The sequence below is a fragment of the Sporosarcina koreensis genome, assembly GCF_042655825.1.
In the GTDB taxonomy this organism is placed as follows: domain Bacteria; phylum Bacillota; class Bacilli; order Bacillales_A; family Planococcaceae; genus Sporosarcina; species Sporosarcina koreensis.
The window spans coordinates 43,109-62,474 of record NZ_JBHSNP010000011.1; the positions used below are offsets into that span (position 1 = coordinate 43,109).

Sequence of the window (19,366 nt, forward strand, 5' to 3'; positions counted from 1 at the left end):
ACGTAATGGCTCTCTGACAATACGAAAGGGTGATTCTTGTGGCATTTGAATTCCGTTTACCGGATATCGGGGAAGGGATTCACGAAGGTGAAGTCGTAAAATGGTTTGTTGCCAAAGGCGATAAAATCAATGAAGACGACACGCTTCTTGAAATCCAGAACGATAAAGCAGTTGTGGAAATCCCATCTCCTGTAACAGGTACAGTAGAAGAAATTCTCGTTGAAGAAGGAAAAGTCGCTGTAGTTGGTGACGTTTTAATCCGTTTTGACGCTCCTGGATATGAAAGTCATAGTGTCAAAGAAGAGGGCAAAGAAGAGACGGAAGCTCAAGTCCAGGCAACTGCGGAAGCAGGACAGGAAATCGATAAAGAAGAAGTAAAGAAGGATGAGCCTGAACAAAAGCAAGCTGCACCTTCTGCTCCAGCTCAAACTGGCGATGTTTCATCGAAACGTGTCATTGCCATGCCGTCGGTCCGGAAGTTCGCTCGTGAGCAGGAAGTCGACATCCGTCAAGTTCAAGGGACAGGTAAAAATGGCCGTGTCCTCAAAGAAGATATCGAAGCCTTCCTAAGCGGCGGACAACAGCAGCCTGCTCAAGCGGCTGAAGAGACTCAAGCTGCGGCTGAAGTGAAATCGAAAGAACAGGAAACGAAGCCTGCAGCTCCTGTCGCATTGGAAGGTGACTTCCCTGAAACGCGTGAAAAAATGTCGGGAATCCGTAAGGCGATTGCCAAGGCGATGGTCAATTCCAAACATACGGCACCTCACGTAACGCTGTTGGATGAAATCGATGTGACTGAACTTGTTGCGCATCGTAAGAAATTCAAGGAGATTGCTGCTGAAAAAGATATTAAGCTCACATACCTTCCGTACGTCGTGAAGGCGCTCGTATCTACACTGCGTGAATTCCCTCAATTGAACACATCACTTGATGATGAAAAAGAGGAAATCATCCAGAAGCATTACTACAATATCGGCATAGCGGCGGATACAGACCGTGGATTGCTTGTGCCGGTCATTAAGCACGCTGATCGGAAATCGGTTTTTGCGATTTCACAGGAAATCAGCCAACTTGCCGAAAAAGCGCGGGATGGCAAATTGAGCCCTGCTGAAATGAAAGGGGCATCTTGCTCCATCACGAATATCGGATCTGCAGGCGGCCAATGGTTCACACCGATTATCAACCATCCTGAAGTTGCAATTCTTGGAATCGGCCGTATTTCTGAAAAGCCGATAGTAAAAAATGGTGAAATTGTTGCCGCACCTATGTTAGCATTATCATTGGTATTCGATCATCGGGTGATTGATGGTGTTACAGGACAGCAAGCTCTGAACCACATTAAGAAATTGCTCGGTAATCCAGAACTTTTATTAATGGAGGCGTAAGCAAATGGTAGTAGGAGACTTTCCAATCGAAGTGGATACACTTGTTGTAGGATCCGGCCCCGGAGGATATGTTGCTGCAATCCGTGCAGCTCAGTTAGGACAGAAAGTCACGATCGTCGAAAAAGAGAATCTCGGCGGCGTATGTCTTAATGTAGGTTGCATTCCTTCGAAAGCCCTTATTTCAGTAGGGCATCGTTACGCATCCGCAAAAGATTCCGATGATATGGGAATCACAGCAACTGATGTGAAACTTGACTTCTCAAAAGCGCAAGCATTCAAAGACGGCGTAGTCAAAAAACTGACTGGCGGCGTTGAAGGACTTTTAAAAGGGAACAAAGTGGATATCGTCAAAGGCGAAGCTTATTTCGTCGATGCAAACACTGCTAAAGTGATGGATGAAACATCTTCCCAAACGTATAAGTTTAAAAATGCAATTATCGCGACTGGTTCACGTCCGGTTGAAATCCCTTCATTCAAGTATACGAAACGTGTCATCAATTCTACAGGCGCGCTTAACTTGGAAGAAGTTCCTGAGCATCTTGTCGTCATCGGTGGCGGTTATATCGGTACTGAACTTGGTTCAGCCTATGCAAACCTTGGTGCAAAAGTGACAATCATCGAAGGAGCAGACGACATTCTTGCTGGCTTCGAAAAGCAAATGACGCAAATCGTTAAAAAAGGCTTGAAGAAAAAAGGCGTGGAAATCGTTGTTAAAGCATCTGCCAAAGGTGTTGAAGAATCAGACACAGGCGTTGTCGTTACGTACGAAGCTAAAGGCGAAGAGCAAAAGGTCGAAGCGGACTATGTATTGGTCACTGTTGGCCGTCGCCCGAATACAGATGAAATCGGCCTTGAAGAAATGGGAGTCAAATTCCTTGAGCGCGGTCTGATTGATGTTGATAAACAATGCCGTACGAGCATTCCGAACATCTATGCAATCGGTGACATCGTATCCGGACCACAACTTGCGCACAAAGCTTCCTATGAAGCAAAAGTGGCTGCAGAAGCAATCTCCGGCGAGAAATCCGAAGTTGACTATTTGGCTATCCCTGCAGTCTGCTTCACAGACCCTGAGCTTGCAACAGTCGGCTTGAATGAACAACAAGCTAAAGACGAAGGTTTTGATGTAGTGGCAGGCAAATTCCCGTTTGCTGCAAACGGCCGTGCGCTTGCTCTTAACGCAACTGATGGATTCGTCAAACTTGTATCACGTAAAGAAGACGGACTTCTATTAGGTGCACAAATTGTCGGTGAAAATGCATCCGACATGATTGCGGAGCTTGGTCTCGCAATCGAAGCGGGGATGACATTGGAAGATATTGCAATGACGATCCACGCACACCCGACACTCGGTGAAATTTCCATGGAAGCTGCAGAAGTAGCTTTGGGTAAACCGATTCATATGATTACAAAATAATTAAAGATAGAAAGATAGCGTCCGGTGGCCAAAGTGCCTTTCGGACGCTTTTCTAATTTTGGTACCCAGTTCGTTTGAAGGTCCCTTCCGAGTCATGGTAGGATGAATTTATTGATTAATAATCCGGTAAAAAGGAGTGGATCATATGAAAAAAAGTTTGCTATACATACCGCTTCTCTCCATGCTGCTATTAGCCTCATGCAACGAAGAAGCGAAACCGGAAAAAACGGACGAAGCCGCACAACCTACCGAATTAGAAGAGGCAACAGAAGAGATCGTAACAGATGAAGAACAGCAAGATGCCGAGGCAGAGGCAGAACCTGAGGAGGATAAAGAACTTGCCGAAAAGGCTCCTCTATACGAACTGGATCCGAAAACATACTCCATTCAACCGATCGGTGATGCGAATCCTAAAGTCGTTCTTCTCACAATTGACGACGCTCCAGATAAAAGGGCTCTCGACATGGCGAAGACGCTAAAAAGTTTAAACGCTCCCGCCATCTTCTTCGTCAATGGCCATTTTATCGCCACGGATGAAAAGAAAGCGATCTTGAAAGAAATATATGATATGGGATTTGTTATCGGAAACCATACGAAGACGCATGCAAACTTAAAGACGCTAAATGAGGAAGCGCAGCGTGAGGAAATCATATCCGTCAATGACGTAGTTGAAGAGGTTACCGGTGAACGGCCCGTCTTTTTCCGCGCTCCGTTCGGGGTCAATACGGATTTCAGCAGAGCGCTTGCAATGGACGAAGGGATGCAATTGATGAACTGGTCCTATGGGTATGATTTCGAAAAAGAATATATGACGAAGGAAAAAATTGCAGATATTATGGTGAATACGGAACTGCTCCGTAACGGTTCCAATTTGCTGATGCATGACAGGGATTGGACTGCAGATGCTTTGGGAGATATCGTGAATGGATTAAGAGGTAAAGGATTTGAATTTGTTGATCCGAATCTGATTAAAGGATTGGATGAGAAACAAGAGGGAGAATAAGGGGGAATCGTAGTGGAGTGGAATACAAGAGTCACGGAATTGCTGGGGATTGACTATCCAATTGTCCAAGGTGGATTGGCCTATCTTGCCTATGCGGATTTAGCTGCTGCCGTTTCAGAAGCAGGGGGGCTTGGTCAAATTACAGCAATGAGCTTGGATTCGCCGGAAGCATTGCGTTCCGAAATCAGGAAGGTGAGGAAGCGGACAGCGAAGCCTTTTGGAGTCAATTTTGCTATCGGCCAGCATGGACGCCCATATGAGCATCTGCTCGACGTCGCTTTGGAGGAAAAGGTAGAAGTTCTTTCGGTGACAGGCGGAAATCCAGCGCCTTTCTTTGATTATGTAAAAGATGCTGATGTGAAGAAGCTCGTGTTGGTCGCTGCGAAAAGGCAGGCGGTCAAGGCCGAGTCGCTAGGAGCGGATGCAGTGATGGTTGTCGGGCAGGAGGGTGGAGGCCATTTGGGCCGTGATGATGTCGGTACGATGGTCTTGGTTCCCCAAGTGGTCGACGCTGTGAAAATTCCCGTCATCGCATCCGGAGGTATCGGTGACGGACGGGGCTGGATGGCAGCACACGCATTAGGTGCTGAAGGGATTGAAATGGGCACACGTTTCATCGCCACAAAAGAATGTGTCCATGCGTCAGAGGAATACAAACAAGCACTTCTTCGAACAGAGGAAACGGGTACCGTCGTTATTAAACGATCTCTCGGTGCTCCTGCAAGAGCACTTTCCGGTAATTGGACGGAAAAGATTTTACGTATGGAAGCGGAACATGCTGATTATGATAAACTAAAGGACTATATTAGCGGTGTTGCCAATCGAAGGTTCATCCACAATGGAGATGATCAAAGCGGTTTTGGATGGGCAGGACAAGTTGCCGGCATGATTGAAGATGTACCATCTGTGGCGGAATTGATCAGCCGCATGGTAAAGCAAGCGGAAGACATCAGAAGAAAATGGTCATAAGGAAAGGCGCTGAAGAAATTGGATTATAACTATCCCCTCAGTCATCATTGGACAACTGAAGAAATCATTGATGTAGTCGCATTTTTTCAAGTTGTAGAGAAAGCTTATGAGGCACAAATTGAAAGGTCGTCCTTCATGGATGCCTACAAAAAATTCAAGAAAGTCGTCCCTTCCATTGCGGAGGAGAAGACAATCTTCAAGGAATTTGAAGAAGCGAGCGGCTTTAACAGTTACAGAATCGTCAAAAAAGCCAAAGAAGGCACCGATGGAGATTCCATATCCTTCAAATGAAGAGAGTGGATGCATAATTATGCATCCGCTCTCTTTTTAGTTTCCGATTATAATATCGTAAACAGGGAAAAGTCTAGCAATCGTCTCTTCTGCGAAATTGAAGAACTCCTTTTCCGAAAGTCCCGTCGCATTATCGGGGGAAAGATGTTTGCCGATAATGAATTCCGCCTTTTTAACTGATGCTAATCTATCCAATAAACGTTCCACACCATCAGTGCCGATTTCATTTATGTTGAACGCCTCGGGCTTCATATGGTCGCCCGAGACGACGAAGCCTTCAGGTAAAGATGTTAGCACATTAACGTTTTGACTAAGCCTTTCAGCAATTCCCTTCTTGTCGGGATTCTCGTAAATGACCGCCAAAATGATGAATAGATGCGTTCCCCATAATCCGATTTGAAAGTGGGGCAATGCCTTATATCCGCGCTTCGCCGTAGCGAATGCAACCCAACTGTCATTCGGCGGATTGACTGTCCGCCTTGCATGTTTTGCGACATGTGGAAAAAATTCTCCTGTCCCGCGGGATGATAAATACGTTGAAATTTGTTCGCCAATCACTTGAAACTTTGGCTGGATCTTCGTTTGAAGTGCATTCATCCTATGCTCTAGTCCTTCAATTGAAAAGACATTAAAATCATCAGTTGTCCAAAAACCTTGTGTCAATTTAATACCTCCATTTCAATATCCACGTTTATCGTAACAGAAAATGGGGAACAATCTTATACAAGAAGGCTTATAACTAACCAAAGCAACCCGGACAGCATAAGTTAGAAGTAAGTAAATGCATCGTTGAAGAAAATCACATTCAAAGGGGTGTTAGTAATGAAACAAGTTGTCCATATTATTCGTAAAGCTGAAATTGAAAAGGAATATGTCAAACTTCTGCATCTCGAATTGGACTATGAACTGGCTACACTGTATGACGCTGTACAGGAAAGCGACGCCAAGCAAATCGAGAAAAGCAAAACGAGACTCACTGAAATCCATGGTGAGCTGGAGACTTTCAATGCTTTCGCTTAACCGAAAGTCGTTGAACCGAATTAGGCGCCTTCACTGAAACTCTTCAATCCGGGGGGGACAGTGCGAGGTCGCCTTTTTGTTTGGGAATAGGCTCTATGCTATAATAAAATAACTTGCATGTAGATGATGAGGTGTTGACATGAATTGGGGAGCGATTGACAGGTATGCGAAATCTTTAATAAAAGAAGCAGGCCACAAAATCCGGATTTCTTTTTTTAGTACGATCGATGTCGATTCGAAAGCGGAAGCAAATGATCTCGTTACAAATATCGATCGGGAAATAGAACGGTTTTTCATTAGCCGAATCAAAAGGGATTTTCCTGAACACCGGATATTCGGAGAAGAGGGTTTTGGCGACGAAATTGAGTCTCTTGATGGCGTTATATGGATGCTGGATCCGATTGATGGAACGATGAATTTCGTCCACCAGAAAAGGAATTTTGCAATCTCCCTTGGTATTTATGCCGATGGAATCGGCATGCTCGGATATATATATGATGTGATGAATGATGATTTCTATCATGCGTTTAAAGATGAAGGGGCATATTTCAATGATGAAAGACTGCCTGTCCTTCAAGAGACGCCGCTTGCGGAGGCAGTCATTGGTGTAAATGCGAGCTGGGTCGCGCCAAACCGAAGAATTGAAAATGGACCGATTGCAGATATGGTGCGTCATTGCAGGGGAACAAGATCATACGGCTCAGCGGCTATAGAGCTTGCATATGTTTCATCCGGCCGGATTGACGCCTATTTGTCATTGCGATTATCCCCGTGGGACATTGCAGGGGGGATGGTCATTGCGCAGGAAGTGGGCGCAGTCACTACGAATTTGAAAGGCGAACAACCGCATCTGCTCGGTCAGGACACCTTTATCGTCGCAAGGCCCGGTCTGCATGACGAAATTCTACGAAACTATATTAAACTCAAATAAACAAAAGCGGAGGGTGGCGGTAAGCTGTGACAGGCATAAGGCGGATCTGCGAAACGGCGGTCTTTGCCGTGCAGCAGAGCTGACTTATGACCCGAGCAGCTGCCGCCCGAAGCTGGATAATAAAAAAGGGGCTGCATGACTGCAGTCCCTTTCATAAGTTATAGTTACAAGATACCTTGTTCGCGCATTTTTTTCTTCGTCTTGAATCCATTTCCCATGACGAAGATAAGAGCAAGGATAGCGACTATGGCAACGGGGATACTACGCATACCGACAGCAATGCCGATACCGCTCATAGCAGCGACCGCGGCAAGGGAATAGAATACGAAAACCCATTTAATATCCTTCAATGTGAAACATCTCCCGAATAAAATGTTTTTTAAACCTGTTCTCATGTGCTATAATAACACAGTTAATCATCTGATAAAAGATAACGGAGTGAAAACATGACAAACAATCGTAATGATTTACGAAATATAGCAATCATCGCCCACGTTGACCACGGAAAAACAACGTTAGTTGACCAGCTTTTGAAGCAATCCGGAATCTTCCGGTCGAATGAACATGTGGAAGAACGGGCCATGGACTCAAATGATCTTGAACGTGAACGCGGTATTACGATCCTGGCGAAAAATACAGCGGTCGAATATAAAGAAACGAAAATCAATATTCTTGATACACCGGGACATGCCGATTTCGGCGGAGAAGTGGAACGGATCTTGCGAATGGTCGATGGTGTCATCTTAGTCGTCGACTCCTTTGAGGGGTGTATGCCGCAAACTCGGTTTGTATTGAAAAAAGCACTGGAATCCAATATAAAACCAATCGTCGTAGTCAATAAAATCGACCGCGATTTTGCCCGTCCTGAAGAAGTAGTCGACGAAGTGCTTGAATTATTCATCGAATTGGATGCGAATGACGAACAACTTGAATTCCCAGTTGTCTATGCTTCCGGTTTTAACGGAACAGCGAGCCTTTCGCCGGACCCAGCTGATCAGGAAGATACGTTGCAAGTGTTGTTCGACGCGATTGTTGAACATATCCCTGCTCCGATTGATAATCGGGAAGAGCCGCTTCAATTCCAAGTGTCCTTGCTCGATTATAATGATTATGTCGGTCGTATCGGTATTGGCCGCGTATTTAGAGGGACGATGAAAGTCGGCCAGCAAGTGACGGTTCTAAAACGTGACGGATCAACAAAAAACTTCCGAGTGACGAAAATGTATGGATTCCTAGGGTTGAAAAGAATCGAAATCCAAGAAGCCTATGCAGGTGATTTGATCGCTATTTCAGGTATGGAAGACCTTGACGTAGGTGAAACGGTTTGTCCGGTCGATCATCTGGAGGCGTTGCCGGACCTTCATATTGATGAGCCGACACTCCAAATGACTTTCCTCGTCAATAATAGTCCGTTTGCAGGGAAAGAAGGCAAATGGGTGACTGCGAGAAAGGTCGAAGAGCGACTTGAACAGCAATTGCAGACAGATGTTTCTTTACGTGTTGAACCGACAGATTCACCGGATGCGTGGGTTGTATCGGGACGTGGAGAGCTCCATCTTTCCATCTTGATTGAAAATATGCGACGCGAAGGATTCGAACTTCAAGTGTCGAAACCGGAAGTTATTATCAGAACGATCGATGGGGTGCGTTGTGAGCCTGTCGAACGTGTACAGATTGATGTACCGGAAGAATATACCGGATCCATCATCGAATCGATCGGCGAGCGTAAAGGCGAAATGCAAGATATGATCAATAACGGCAATGGACAAGTCCGTTTGATCTTCCTCGTTCCTGCACGCGGTCTGATCGGTTATTCCACAGAGTTCCTATCGCTTACGCGAGGATACGGGATCATCAACCATACGTTTGATTCCTACAAACCTGTAGCGCAAGGTAGAGTCGGCGGCCGTCGACATGGCGTGCTCGTATCGATGGAGACAGGAACAGTTACTGGATACAGTATCATGCAGTTGGAAGACCGTGGAACTATGTTTGTCGAAGCGGGTACGGAAATTTACGCGGGAATGGTCGTTGGGGAAAACAACCGTGATAACGATTTGACGATCAATCTGACTAAAGTCAAACATGCGACAAACGTCCGGTCAGCTACGAAGGACCAAACAGTGACGACGAAAAAACCACGGATTTTGTCATTGGAAGAAGCTTTGCAGTATGTCGGAGACGATGAATATTGTGAAGTGACGCCTCAGTCTATCCGTTTGCGGAAGAAGATCCTTGATAAAAACGAACGCGAACGTGCTGAAAAGAAGAAAAAACTCGGTGAGTGATTTATACTAATAGAAAGCATTAAAAAAGAATGCGTACAATCGCTTTGTTTAGAAGGGAATGTGCTACATGAATGGTAAAATCGGGGATGCAGAAACAATCGAAGCCATGTCACCAGTTGTTCGGATGATTTATGAGATGACTTCGTCTTCCATGACAGGGATCTTGTTGTTTGCGGTTGTTTTCATCCTTTCCGCCATTGTTTATAAGCTGGGATTCGCACGGAAAATCAAGCTTTGGCAAAATGTTGTCGTCTATAGCTTCCTCTTTTTAGGCTGCATCATTTTGACGTTTTTCGCCATATTCCTTCCGATCGTCGAAGGACTCATCGTTGCGGCGCTTATTTTGATCATTTATAGACTCCGCAGGATGAACGAACATAAAGAAAACTCCACCGTTTGACTGGTGGAGTTTTTTGTTTAATAACTGTCAAATTCTCTTACTACGCCTTTATATGCTTATAACATGTTACTTTCCATTCTGGCGCTCGCTTTCCGCGGGCATGGCTTGAGCCAATCGAACCGCGAAGGGTTCGATTTGCCGTATTTCTGCGCCTTTTGCAGAAATTGAGGCATCCTGCTCGCAACGCTACGCTTTTGCTCGCAAAAGCCGTTCTTCGTGACGGCTTTCGCAGGAGTCGGCGCCTGCATTCCAAGTAACGGAGTGTATTGTGTATAAAGCATGCATTGCTCAACATTTTTATTATATGACGACTCATTAATCAAGTGCTTATTGGAAGAGCAGAACTGCTTTGCCAGTCCTTTTTTCTTGGTTGACTAAAGAATCAGGATAGGTGATGAAGGATTGATGTAATTGAACTGGACATACTAACCTTAAACATTATCTAAGGTGATGAAATTGATCAAAAGCAGTCCTCTTCTATTGGTTTTATTTTGTTTATTAATTTGTGGGTTGAATTATGTCACAGTTAATGCAAATCTGATTGATACTTTTAAATCGATCGGGGAAAGCACCGCCGAAGCTGAATATAAATCCGCAATAGAAGTAATCGGCAACTATTTTATTGATATTGATACCAGTCGATGGACAAATGTTGATAATTGGTATGTTAAGGAAGAAGCAAATGAACTGAAATGCTTTATGGATGATAAAGAAAACCAGGAAAGAAAGTTAGGCTTACTCAATATTAAAAATGCTAGATTATTAATGTTGAAAGAATTACCATATGATTATGCTGAAAAATATTTACCAAATCGTTATATGGAGCAATTTAGCAATAAAAAAGTGTTTTATGTTGCGGTTGATTATAAGGTTTACCAAGAAAATGAGTATCACATAAATGGGGTTAACTATTTTTTTGTGGTTCTTGTATTAGAGGATAATAAATGGAGAATAGCATTAACTCCGCTCGTTCCAGTAAATTCAATTATTTTTGATGGTTACGGATTTGGAACTGAAGATGAAAAAACCTTCGATGAAAGAAGATTGAAGTTTCACGTTAATTAATCAGGATAAGTAATTTCATACTTACCGAGTGCTTAACAATAATGTTTTCTTTTCTGCTAACGGGTGCATTTGCATTTTAGTGAGATCTTTAGTTGATTGAAGCGGAAGACTGCCGACTCCGGGAGGATCAGCGGGACAGGTGAAACAACCAACGGAAGCGCAGCGAAAGCCGTTACGGAGAACGGCTTTTGCGAGTAAAAGCGCAGCGTTACGAGCATATCTTTGAATTCCGGGTTGGTTCAGCGCACGCCCTCCGGAAAGCGTGCAGTCTGTAGCGGAAATCAACGGTTACTTGCATTTTTTGTTTTAAAATAATCCAAAATTAATAAGAGATTGCTGTAAAGAAAGTCTGTATTAATTGACTTTCTAAGCAATCTCTTTTAATCAGAAGTTCTCTTCCGCACTATGGGAGCTGCGGTGGAAAATGAATTTTCCGGTGGAAAGTCTTACATTTGTTTGCTCCGTAATCCGCTCGCTGCAACTAGCGCACATATACGTATTAATGGGATGATTCCTCAATTTTTTTGCGAGAGGGGCATCATCCACGAGCTGTCCGATTTCATCGCAAAGGACACATTTGACTCGCATAAGCTACACTCCTTTGTGTCAGTCGATGACGATGCCAGTTACTTTTCGTAAAGGCTGTTCGATATTTGAACCATCCTTGAAAAGTAGATGGGCTGGCCCGTCATCCGTCAACGGCTTGCCGTCTTGGCTGAATTTGAATAGGAAATTGCCGATTTCTGAAACTTGGAACGTTTCCTCCGCTCCATCCATCGTCAGAAATGTGATCGTTTTAGCGTCTTCCGAGGGTACTGCATTTTTAATGAAATGGTCAACAGAGATACCGAATGTGCCAGTCACCATCTTCTGTCTGTCAAACTTCTTTTCCGTTTTCAACGTTGGCGGGAACGTGGCCCCTTCCATGATTTCACGGGACCAATGTTTGCCCATGCTTCTCTTATACTCTTCTTCTTCATCTCTTTCGACATATGCTTCCGTAAAGAAAGTGTTCAAGTCGACTTTACGGTCATCAAAGATCCATACTGTCGGATCAAGCGTGATTGAATGCTTTACATTGCCTTTTATCGTGATGATTGTTTCCAAGTGAATAGCCTCCTACAACACTAAATGAGCGTTTCCATATTGTATTTAGTATAACGCTTCAGATTGAAAGTGGAAAGCCATTGAATTTACGCATGATGTTCAAAAGGGAAACACTTGCAATTTACCCTCTTGAAAGATACAATTTATTCATAATCACCACGTAAGGATAATAGGTGAATGGGGGCGTCCTCATGGATATTGAATTACAGGAAACCTATCAGGAAAAAGCATTAAAACAGCTTCAAGCTGATGCGGATAAAATTGCACAACTCATAAAAGTACAGATGGATCATTTGACGATGCCTCAGTGCCCGCTTTACGAGGAAGTGTTGGATACGCAAATGTATGGCTTGTCCAGGGAGATTGACTTCGCTGTCAAACTGGGCTTGATTGAACGTGAGAAAGGAAAGGAAATCCTTTCGTTGCTTGAAAAAGAGATGAATGTCTTGCATGAGTTATATACAAATAAATAAACGAAAGACTCAAACTCATTACCGGTTTGAGTTTTTTATTTAACTTGAGGCGAAATTGATAGAAAAGTTGGGGGAAGTCCGATGGGAAGATACTTTAAAAAAATGTTGCGGAACTTTGATTTTCCATTATTTACTGTATATCTAGTACTTAGCCTTTTCGGGCTTGTGATGATCTACAGTTCTAGCATGGTATGGGCGGTCAATCGATATGGTTATGAACCTGATTATTTTTATAAGAGACAATTATTGAATCTTGCAATTGCATTTCCTGCTTTCCTGCTGACCTCCTTTTTTCCTTTCCAGAATTATAAACGAAAGAAATTGATGATATTTTCAATTGTCATCATGTTTATACTCCTTGTTCTCGTCCATTTCCTTGGCTCCGGCGAACATGTAGGTGCGCAAAGTTGGATTAAATTACCTGGCTTGGGCAGCATCCAGCCTTCGGAAGTTGCAAAGCTTGTCATCATCGTCTATTTTGCGAGTGTATTTGCGAAAAAATATGAAGCGGGTACGCTCGATTCTATTAATAAATCAATCGGCCCGCCAGTCAGCATTCTTATTTTAGCGATTGGCTCGATCATGATGGAAACCGATATCGGTACGTCTTTCATTATTATCATGGGCGCCTTTTCAGTCATCGCGGCGAGCGGCATTAAGCTTAAGACGTTCACGAAGCTGAGCGGTATCGTAATTCTTGCCATGATTCCAGTTATCACCGTTCTTTATTTTGCCTGGGATACAATCATGACAGATGGAAGAAAAGGGAGAATTCAAGCCTTCTTGAACCCTTTCGATTATGTCCAAGGATCGGGCTATCAAATTGCAAATGGATATATTGCGATAGGGACCGGAGGAATCAAAGGTCTAGGTCTAGGAAACTCGATTCAAAAGATGGGCTACTTGCCTGAGCCGCAAACGGATGTCATCATGGCGGTCATTTCGGAGGAGACGGGCATTTTTGGAACGATAATCGTCATTGGCGGGCTAGGGTTCATTGTTTTGCGCGCTCTTTCTATTGCAATGCGGGCAAAGGATCCGCAGGCGAGGATGCTGGCAGCTGGAATCGGCAGTGTCATCGGAATCCAAACATTCGTCAATATCGGGGGCCTGACCGGGCTTATTCCACTTACAGGAGTTCCATTGCCGTTTATTAGTTATGGCGGAACTTCGATGATTCTGTTATCTTTGTCTTTAGGAATATTGATGAATGTGTCAATGTTCGTAAAATATCAAAAAAATAAATAGAAGAGGAAGTGCTTACATGGTGGAAATGGGTCAAATTAAGAAGATTCTCGTAGCAAACCGCGGTGAAATCGCCATTCGTATTTTTCGCGCGTGCACTGAATTGGAGATACCGACTGTCGGAATTTATTCGGCAGAAGATAGGGGATCTTTCCACCGTTATAAAGCAGATGAATCTTATCTGGTCGGAGAAGGCAAAAAACCGATCGATGCTTATTTGGATATTGAAGGGATCATCAAGATTGCAAAATCATCGGGGGCAAACGCTGTCCATCCCGGATATGGCTTCCTTGCTGAGAACGAGGAGTTTGCACGCAGGCTTGAGGAAGAGGGCATCATTTTCATCGGACCGAAGTCAAAGCATCTTGATATGTTCGGGGACAAGGTGAAGGCTAGGGAGCAAGCAGTAAAGGCAGGAATCCCAGTAATTCCTGGCACGGATGGACCTGTTTCTTCTGTAGCGGAAGTCGCCTCGTTCGGAGAGAAACACGGGTTCCCAATCATCATTAAAGCATCTTTAGGCGGCGGCGGCAGAGGGATGCGCATTGTGAATTCCGCAGACGAGGTGCTTGAAGCATATGAACGTGCAAGATCTGAAGCTAAATCGGCGTTTGGTTCAGATGAAGTGTATGTAGAGAAATACATTAATAAGCCAAAACATATTGAAGTTCAAATTTTAGGTGATACATACGGCAATGTCGTGCACCTGTATGAACGCGATTGTTCAATCCAACGTCGTCATCAGAAAGTGGTGGAAATTGCTCCATCCATTTCATTGGACGACAAACTTCGCAATGATATTTGCGATGCGGCTGTCAAGTTGGCAAAAAACATTTCGTATATCAATGCGGGGACTGTCGAGTTCCTCGTTGCGGATGGAAGTTTTTATTTCATCGAAGTCAATCCGCGCATTCAAGTGGAGCACACGATCACTGAAATGGTGACGGGCATCGATATCGTCCATGCGCAGATTCATATCGCCAATGGCGGAAATCTCCACGAAGGAGAAGCGGCCATTCCTAAACAAGAGGACATTCCATTGTTCGGCTATGCAATCCAATCCAGGGTGACGACGGAAGATCCATTGAATGACTTCATGCCTGACACTGGCAAGCTGATGGTTTACCGGTCTGGTGGGGGCTTCGGTGTCCGCCTCGACGCGGGGAACGGCTTCCAAGGGGCCGTCATCACTCCATACTATGATTCCCTCCTTGTAAAAGTTTCGACTTGGGGCACGTCATTCAGGGACGCGGCTGCAAAGATGAACCGGAACCTTCAGGAATTCCGGATCCGGGGAATCAAAACGAATATCCCGTTCCTTGAAAATGTCGTCCGTCATGAAAGCTTCCTGACCGGCAATTATGATACAAGCTTCATCGACTCCACTCCTGAATTATTCGAGTTCCCGGTTAGGAAAGACCGCGGGACGAAAATACTAAATTATTTGGGGAATGTGACTGTCAATGGGTTCCCGGGAATCGAAAAACAATCGAAACCGTTATTCCATTCAGCGAGGAAGCCAGAAGTGGACTTGCTAGCACCACCTGCGGCTGGCACAAAGCAAATACTCGATCAGAGTGGTCCTGAAGGTTTAATCAAATGGATTAAAGAGCAGGATGATGTCCTACTGACAGATACCACGTTCCGGGATGCACATCAATCATTGCTTGCAACGCGAGTCCGCACTTCAGATATTACGAACATTGCCTCCGAATCGGCAAGGCTGTTACCGGATCTGTTTTCATTCGAAATGTGGGGAGGAGCAACATTCGACGTTGCGTACCGTTTCCTGAAGGAAGATCCGTGGGAAAGGCTGACAAAGCTTCGAGAGCAAATTCCGAATGTATTATTCCAAATGTTATTCCGCGGCGCAAATGCTGTCGGCTATTCGAATTATCCGGATAATGTCATCCGTGAATTTGTCAAAGCCGCAGCAGAATCGGGCATTGATATCTTCCGCATATTTGATAGCCTGAACTGGATCAAAGGAATGGAAGTGGCAATCGATGCAACCCGGCAAGCAGGGAAGGTCGCAGAAGCTGCGCTTTGCTATACAGGGGACATCCTGGATGATTCAAGAGCGAAATATACGGTTGCCTATTATAAAGAAATGGCGAAGGAACTTGAGGCTGCGGGAGCCCATATTCTTGCGTTGAAGGATATGGCCGGCCTACTGAAGCCCGAAGCCGCTTACCGGCTTATTTCGGAGTTGAAGGCGACTGTCGATATACCCATTCATCTTCATACTCACGATACGAGCGGAAACGGCATTTACATGTACGCAAAAGCGGTAGAGGCAGGGGTGGACATCGTCGATACGGCGCTCGGCTCCATGGCCGGTCTTACGTCACAGCCATCCGCCAGCTCATTATATTACGCCTTGCAAAACGGCAAGCGCCAAGTGAAGGCCGACGTCAATGCACTCGAATCTTTATCGTATTACTGGGAAGATGTCAGGAAGTACTACCAAAACTTTGAAAGCGGCATGGTAAGCCCACATTCCGAAGTGTATGTACATGAGATGCCGGGCGGACAATATTCCAACTTGCAACAGCAGGCCAAAGCTGTCGGCCTCGGGGAAAGATGGGAAGAAGTCAAGAAGATGTACTCGCGTGTAAATATGCTCTTCGGCGACGTTGTTAAAGTGACTCCGTCTTCTAAAGTTGTAGGGGATATGGCGTTATTCATGGTTCAAAATGATTTGAATGAGGAAACCGTCATCACACGCGGACAATCGATTGACTTCCCTGAATCCGTCATCGAGTTTTTCAGTGGGTTTATCGGCCAACCGTACGGAGGATTCCCAGAAGAATTGCAACAAGTCATTCTCAAAGGGCGTACGCCTATTACTGTCCGTCCAGGGGAATTAATGGATGACGTGGACTTTGGAGCACTTCTTCTTAAAACGGAAGAACTTCTCGGACATCCTTCCACTATGAAAGATGCGCTCGCCTATGCGCTCTATCCGAAAGTGTTCGAAGAATATTCCGCAATGAAAAAGGAGTTCGGAAACATTTCCGTCATCAACACACCGGAATTCCTATTCGGAATGAGGTTGGGCCAAGAAATCGAAGTGGAGATCGAAAGAGGGAAGACGCTTATCATCAAGCTCGTCTCCATCGGTGAGCCACAAACAGATGGTACACGTATCATCTACTTCGAGCTGAATGGCCAGCCGAGGGAGGTCATCATCCAAGACATCAATGTTGAGTCGGATGTAGCCCGCAAGCAAAAAGCGGATCCGTCCAATGATTCCCATATAGCAGCAACAATGCCGGGAACCGTATTGAAAGTCGCGGTTTCCAAAGGTGCGAAAGTCAGAAGAGGGGAACACTTGCTGATTACGGAAGCAATGAAGATGGAAACGACAATCCAAGCGCCATTCGATGGAATCATCAAAGAAATCCACGTCACCCCAGGCGACGCCATCTCAACAGGGGATCTACTATTAGAGCTAGAACATTAATGAATGAAAAAAGCACCCGCATGGATTTCCACGCGGGTGCTTCATTAATTTTACTGCCTGCTCCTTGAAACAAGAAGCACCATATAAGTTAAAAGGCCAAACAGAAGAATCACAAACAACGAGTGCGCCAAAGCTAAATAAAGATTTAAACGCGTAATAATAACCGATGCGCCCGCCAAAACCTGCAATGTCACAAGAATGAAAGCAGCAATCCATCCCCAATAGATAACCCGTTGGTTTTTATAATGCCTGATCGCATGAATGGCAATAATCCCTAGCCATATGAAAATCAAAGCGGCAGCCGTACGATGACTCATCTGCACCCATTCCCAGAAGTTAGCCGGCAACGAGAAATCCCCGTTCTTGCACATCGGCCAATCCGTACAGCTCAATTCGGATTCAGTATGACGCACAAGCGCTCCCGTGTACACGACAATGTAGGAATAGATCGTAACGCCGATTGTATGGAATCTGAGCGTCTTGCCGATTGCCAGCTTGTCTGCATCAAATTTCTGATCGACTTCAAAAACAAGCAAGGTAAGAAGAAATACGGATGCAAAAGAAATGAGCGAAATGCCGAAATGGAGTGCAAGAATGAAGTCGCCTTGTCCCCAAAGGACTTGAGCAGCTCCGATCAATGCCTGCAAAATCAAGAAGAAGATTGCCAAAAAGGCAAGTAGCTTTGTCTCCCTTTTATGCCCGATCGCTTTCCAAGACCAAACTGCCAGGACAACGATTAAAATGCCAACCGATCCAGTAACGACACGGTGTGAAAATTCAATAAGGACTTCGGGGGTGATTTCATCCGGAATCAACTGACCATTACAGCCTGGCCAATGCCTTCCGCATCCCATCCCGCTATCTGTCTTTGTAACAAGAGCTCCGCCCAACAGGATCAGCAGCATGCCAATTGTTGAGGCGACTCCGAACCATTTCAAATATTTATTAAATCGCAAACAAGACACCTTCTTTATGAAATGATGACCATTATGAAAAAAGGCCCCGTTTGTTGATGATAGCGAAAAAAATGCGAAAAAACAACGCATATTGGCCAAAAATGGCTTTGCATACCGCTTTTTCACAAATTGTTCATAAAATAGACCCTTTAACTTCACAAAAGGCATGGGGAAATGATTTACTATAGATAAGGCGAAACAATTCATAATGACATATATACTTCACATATCGGGTTACATAACGGGCGAAATTCGGGTTATATATAGAAATTATTGCCGGAATTCGATATAGTTAAGTATAGCGGTCCTTGCCGACATTCCTTGAAAGGAGGGTACATATGTCAAACGGTCGAGCGATTTCTTCATCCGTTGAACCGGATATCGGATCGACATCCATATTGAAGGATTTTCTAGCACTTATTAAAATCGGCATTGTGAATTCAAACCTTATTACAACATTCACCGGTCTTTTTCTTGCATTCCAATTCACGGGCAAAAGTTTCATCAGCAATTTGGACTTGCTTCTGTATGGACTTTTCGGTACGGGATTGATTATCGCGGGCTCGGCGGCTTTGAACAATCTGATTGATCGGGATATCGATCCCGTCATGACAAGAACTAAGTCACGGCCAACGGTCACCGGCAGATTTAAAGCACCGGCTGTCTTGGCACTGGCGTTCACTTTCATTGCCTTAGGCGAAGTGATGTTATTTGCTGCATCACCAGCGGCAGGACTATGGGGACTTGCAGGTGTATTCAGCTATGTTGTACTCTATTCAATGTGGTCGAAAAGAAAGCATGTCAGCAATACGGTTGTAGGCAGCATCTCTGGGGCCATACCGCCACTGATCGGTTGGGCGGCGGTCGAACCATCTCTTGGCATGGGTGCATGGGCGCTGTTCCTCATCATGTTTGCATGGCAGCCGCCACATTTTTATGCATTAGCAATGCGTAGGACTGAGGAATACCGGGAAGCCGGCATTCCGATGCTTCCAGTAGTGAAAGGATTTGAAAGGACGAAGAAGTCGATTTTTGGCTGGATTCTACTACTGTTTCCACTGCCTTTCCTTCTTTCGGAGCTCGGTATCGGATTCATTGTGCTGGCAACGGCTCTGAATATCGGATGGATATATTTTTCGATCAGAGGATTCAATGCGAAGGATGATTTGAAATGGGCTACATCCATGTTCATCTTTTCCTTGAACTATATGACGATCCTATTCGTCGCAATGATCATTTTTTCGATATTCATCTAACTGATGGAATTCTTTCTTTTTGACAGGAATTCATTATAGAGAGGTCAACAGTCCTCATTGAAGAAAACATTTTTTTAGAAAGAGAGGTATTAGT

At 44.7% G+C, this 19,366-nt stretch carries 20 protein-coding genes; 15 read left to right on the forward strand and 5 right to left on the reverse strand.

Translation table 11 applies throughout. From position 1 onward, the window contains the following. The first annotated feature begins 38 nt into the window (after positions 1–38). From ACFPTP_RS06785 to ACFPTP_RS06805, 5 genes are all read left to right on the forward strand, one after another. The gene (locus tag ACFPTP_RS06785) at positions 39–1,385 is read left to right on the forward strand and encodes a dihydrolipoamide acetyltransferase family protein (RefSeq protein WP_381443176.1); all 1,347 of its coding nucleotides are present in this window, start codon (positions 39–41) and stop codon (positions 1,383–1,385) included. Positions 1,386–1,389: 4 nt separating this feature from the next. After that, positions 1,390–2,802, forward strand: a complete 1,413-nt coding sequence (gene lpdA, locus ACFPTP_RS06790; protein WP_381443177.1) for a dihydrolipoyl dehydrogenase — start codon at positions 1,390–1,392, stop codon at positions 2,800–2,802. 145 nt (positions 2,803–2,947) lie between these two features. Then, positions 2,948–3,805 carry a polysaccharide deacetylase family protein gene (locus tag ACFPTP_RS06795; RefSeq protein ID WP_381443178.1) on the forward strand — a complete coding sequence of 286 codons (858 nt, stop codon included), beginning with the start codon at positions 2,948–2,950 and terminating at the stop codon, positions 3,803–3,805. Positions 3,806–3,817: 12 nt separating this feature from the next. Then, complete coding sequence (locus ACFPTP_RS06800; RefSeq protein WP_381443179.1) at positions 3,818–4,774, forward strand: NAD(P)H-dependent flavin oxidoreductase; 957 nt, start codon at positions 3,818–3,820, stop codon at positions 4,772–4,774. A gap of 18 nt (positions 4,775–4,792) precedes the next feature. Continuing rightward, complete coding sequence (locus ACFPTP_RS06805; RefSeq protein ID WP_381443181.1) at positions 4,793–5,065, forward strand: UPF0223 family protein; 273 nt, start codon at positions 4,793–4,795, stop codon at positions 5,063–5,065. 36 nt (positions 5,066–5,101) lie between these two features. On the opposite strand, the gene ACFPTP_RS06810 is transcribed toward ACFPTP_RS06805, so the two are convergent. Then, the gene (locus ACFPTP_RS06810; RefSeq protein ID WP_381443182.1) at positions 5,102–5,728 is read right to left on the reverse strand and encodes a YktB family protein; all 627 of its coding nucleotides are present in this window, start codon (positions 5,726–5,728) and stop codon (positions 5,102–5,104) included. 159 nt (positions 5,729–5,887) lie between these two features. Between ACFPTP_RS06810 and ACFPTP_RS06815 the strand changes: the two genes are divergently transcribed. The 3 genes from ACFPTP_RS06815 to ACFPTP_RS06825 all read left to right on the forward strand — a co-directional run bounded on the left by ACFPTP_RS06815 (position 5,888) and on the right by ACFPTP_RS06825 (position 7,155). Next, entirely contained in the window at positions 5,888–6,085 is a 198-nt protein-coding gene (locus ACFPTP_RS06815; RefSeq protein WP_381443183.1) for a hypothetical protein, read from the forward strand. Positions 6,086–6,224: 139 nt separating this feature from the next. Then, positions 6,225–7,016: an inositol monophosphatase family protein gene (locus tag ACFPTP_RS06820; RefSeq protein WP_381443184.1), complete on the forward strand. Its 792-nt coding sequence runs from the start codon at positions 6,225–6,227 to the stop codon at positions 7,014–7,016. 13 nt (positions 7,017–7,029) lie between these two features. After that, on the forward strand, positions 7,030–7,155 hold the full coding sequence (locus ACFPTP_RS06825; protein WP_381443185.1) for a hypothetical protein: 126 nt from the start codon (positions 7,030–7,032) through the stop codon (positions 7,153–7,155). A 25-nt stretch (positions 7,156–7,180) separates the two neighbouring features. On the opposite strand, the gene ACFPTP_RS06830 is transcribed toward ACFPTP_RS06825, so the two are convergent. Next, the gene (locus ACFPTP_RS06830) at positions 7,181–7,366 is read right to left on the reverse strand and encodes a YlaF family protein (protein WP_381443186.1); all 186 of its coding nucleotides are present in this window, start codon (positions 7,364–7,366) and stop codon (positions 7,181–7,183) included. 96 nt (positions 7,367–7,462) lie between these two features. Between ACFPTP_RS06830 and typA the strand changes: the two genes are divergently transcribed. The 3 genes from typA (at position 7,463) to ACFPTP_RS06845 (ending at position 10,769) form a co-directional block, all read left to right on the forward strand. Then, entirely contained in the window at positions 7,463–9,304 is a 1,842-nt protein-coding gene (gene typA, locus ACFPTP_RS06835) for a translational GTPase TypA (protein WP_381443188.1), read from the forward strand. A 67-nt stretch (positions 9,305–9,371) separates the two neighbouring features. Further along, complete coding sequence (locus ACFPTP_RS06840) at positions 9,372–9,704, forward strand: YlaH-like family protein (RefSeq protein ID WP_381443189.1); 333 nt, start codon at positions 9,372–9,374, stop codon at positions 9,702–9,704. Positions 9,705–10,154: 450 nt separating this feature from the next. Next, a complete protein-coding gene (locus ACFPTP_RS06845) occupies positions 10,155–10,769 on the forward strand; it encodes a hypothetical protein (RefSeq protein WP_381443191.1) in 615 nt (204 codons plus the stop codon). 384 nt (positions 10,770–11,153) lie between these two features. Here the strand turns inward: ACFPTP_RS06845 and ACFPTP_RS06850 are convergent, their stop codons facing one another. Both ACFPTP_RS06850 and ACFPTP_RS06855 read right to left on the reverse strand, forming a co-directional pair. Continuing rightward, positions 11,154–11,357: a YlaI family protein gene (locus ACFPTP_RS06850; RefSeq protein WP_381443193.1), complete on the reverse strand. Its 204-nt coding sequence runs from the start codon at positions 11,355–11,357 to the stop codon at positions 11,154–11,156. An 18-nt stretch (positions 11,358–11,375) separates the two neighbouring features. Continuing rightward, positions 11,376–11,876: a peptidyl-prolyl cis-trans isomerase gene (locus tag ACFPTP_RS06855; protein ID WP_381443194.1), complete on the reverse strand. Its 501-nt coding sequence runs from the start codon at positions 11,874–11,876 to the stop codon at positions 11,376–11,378. A gap of 191 nt (positions 11,877–12,067) precedes the next feature. Between ACFPTP_RS06855 and ACFPTP_RS06860 the strand changes: the two genes are divergently transcribed. From ACFPTP_RS06860 to pyc, 3 genes are all read left to right on the forward strand, one after another. Beyond that, positions 12,068–12,349: an Fpa/YlaN family protein gene (locus tag ACFPTP_RS06860; RefSeq protein ID WP_252503717.1), complete on the forward strand. Its 282-nt coding sequence runs from the start codon at positions 12,068–12,070 to the stop codon at positions 12,347–12,349. Positions 12,350–12,430: 81 nt separating this feature from the next. Beyond that, complete coding sequence (locus ACFPTP_RS06865) at positions 12,431–13,597, forward strand: FtsW/RodA/SpoVE family cell cycle protein (protein ID WP_381443195.1); 1,167 nt, start codon at positions 12,431–12,433, stop codon at positions 13,595–13,597. Between the two features lie 25 nt (positions 13,598–13,622). Continuing rightward, on the forward strand, positions 13,623–17,060 hold the full coding sequence (gene pyc / locus ACFPTP_RS06870) for a pyruvate carboxylase (protein ID WP_381444189.1): 3,438 nt from the start codon (positions 13,623–13,625) through the stop codon (positions 17,058–17,060). A 50-nt stretch (positions 17,061–17,110) separates the two neighbouring features. On the opposite strand, the gene ACFPTP_RS06875 is transcribed toward pyc, so the two are convergent. Next, the gene (locus ACFPTP_RS06875; RefSeq protein ID WP_381443196.1) at positions 17,111–18,016 is read right to left on the reverse strand and encodes a COX15/CtaA family protein; all 906 of its coding nucleotides are present in this window, start codon (positions 18,014–18,016) and stop codon (positions 17,111–17,113) included. A gap of 338 nt (positions 18,017–18,354) precedes the next feature. On the opposite strand from ACFPTP_RS06875, the gene cyoE reads away from it, so the two are divergent. Continuing rightward, a complete protein-coding gene (gene cyoE, locus ACFPTP_RS06880) occupies positions 18,355–19,272 on the forward strand; it encodes a heme o synthase (protein WP_381443198.1) in 918 nt (305 codons plus the stop codon). Positions 19,273–19,366: the final 94 nt, after the last annotated feature.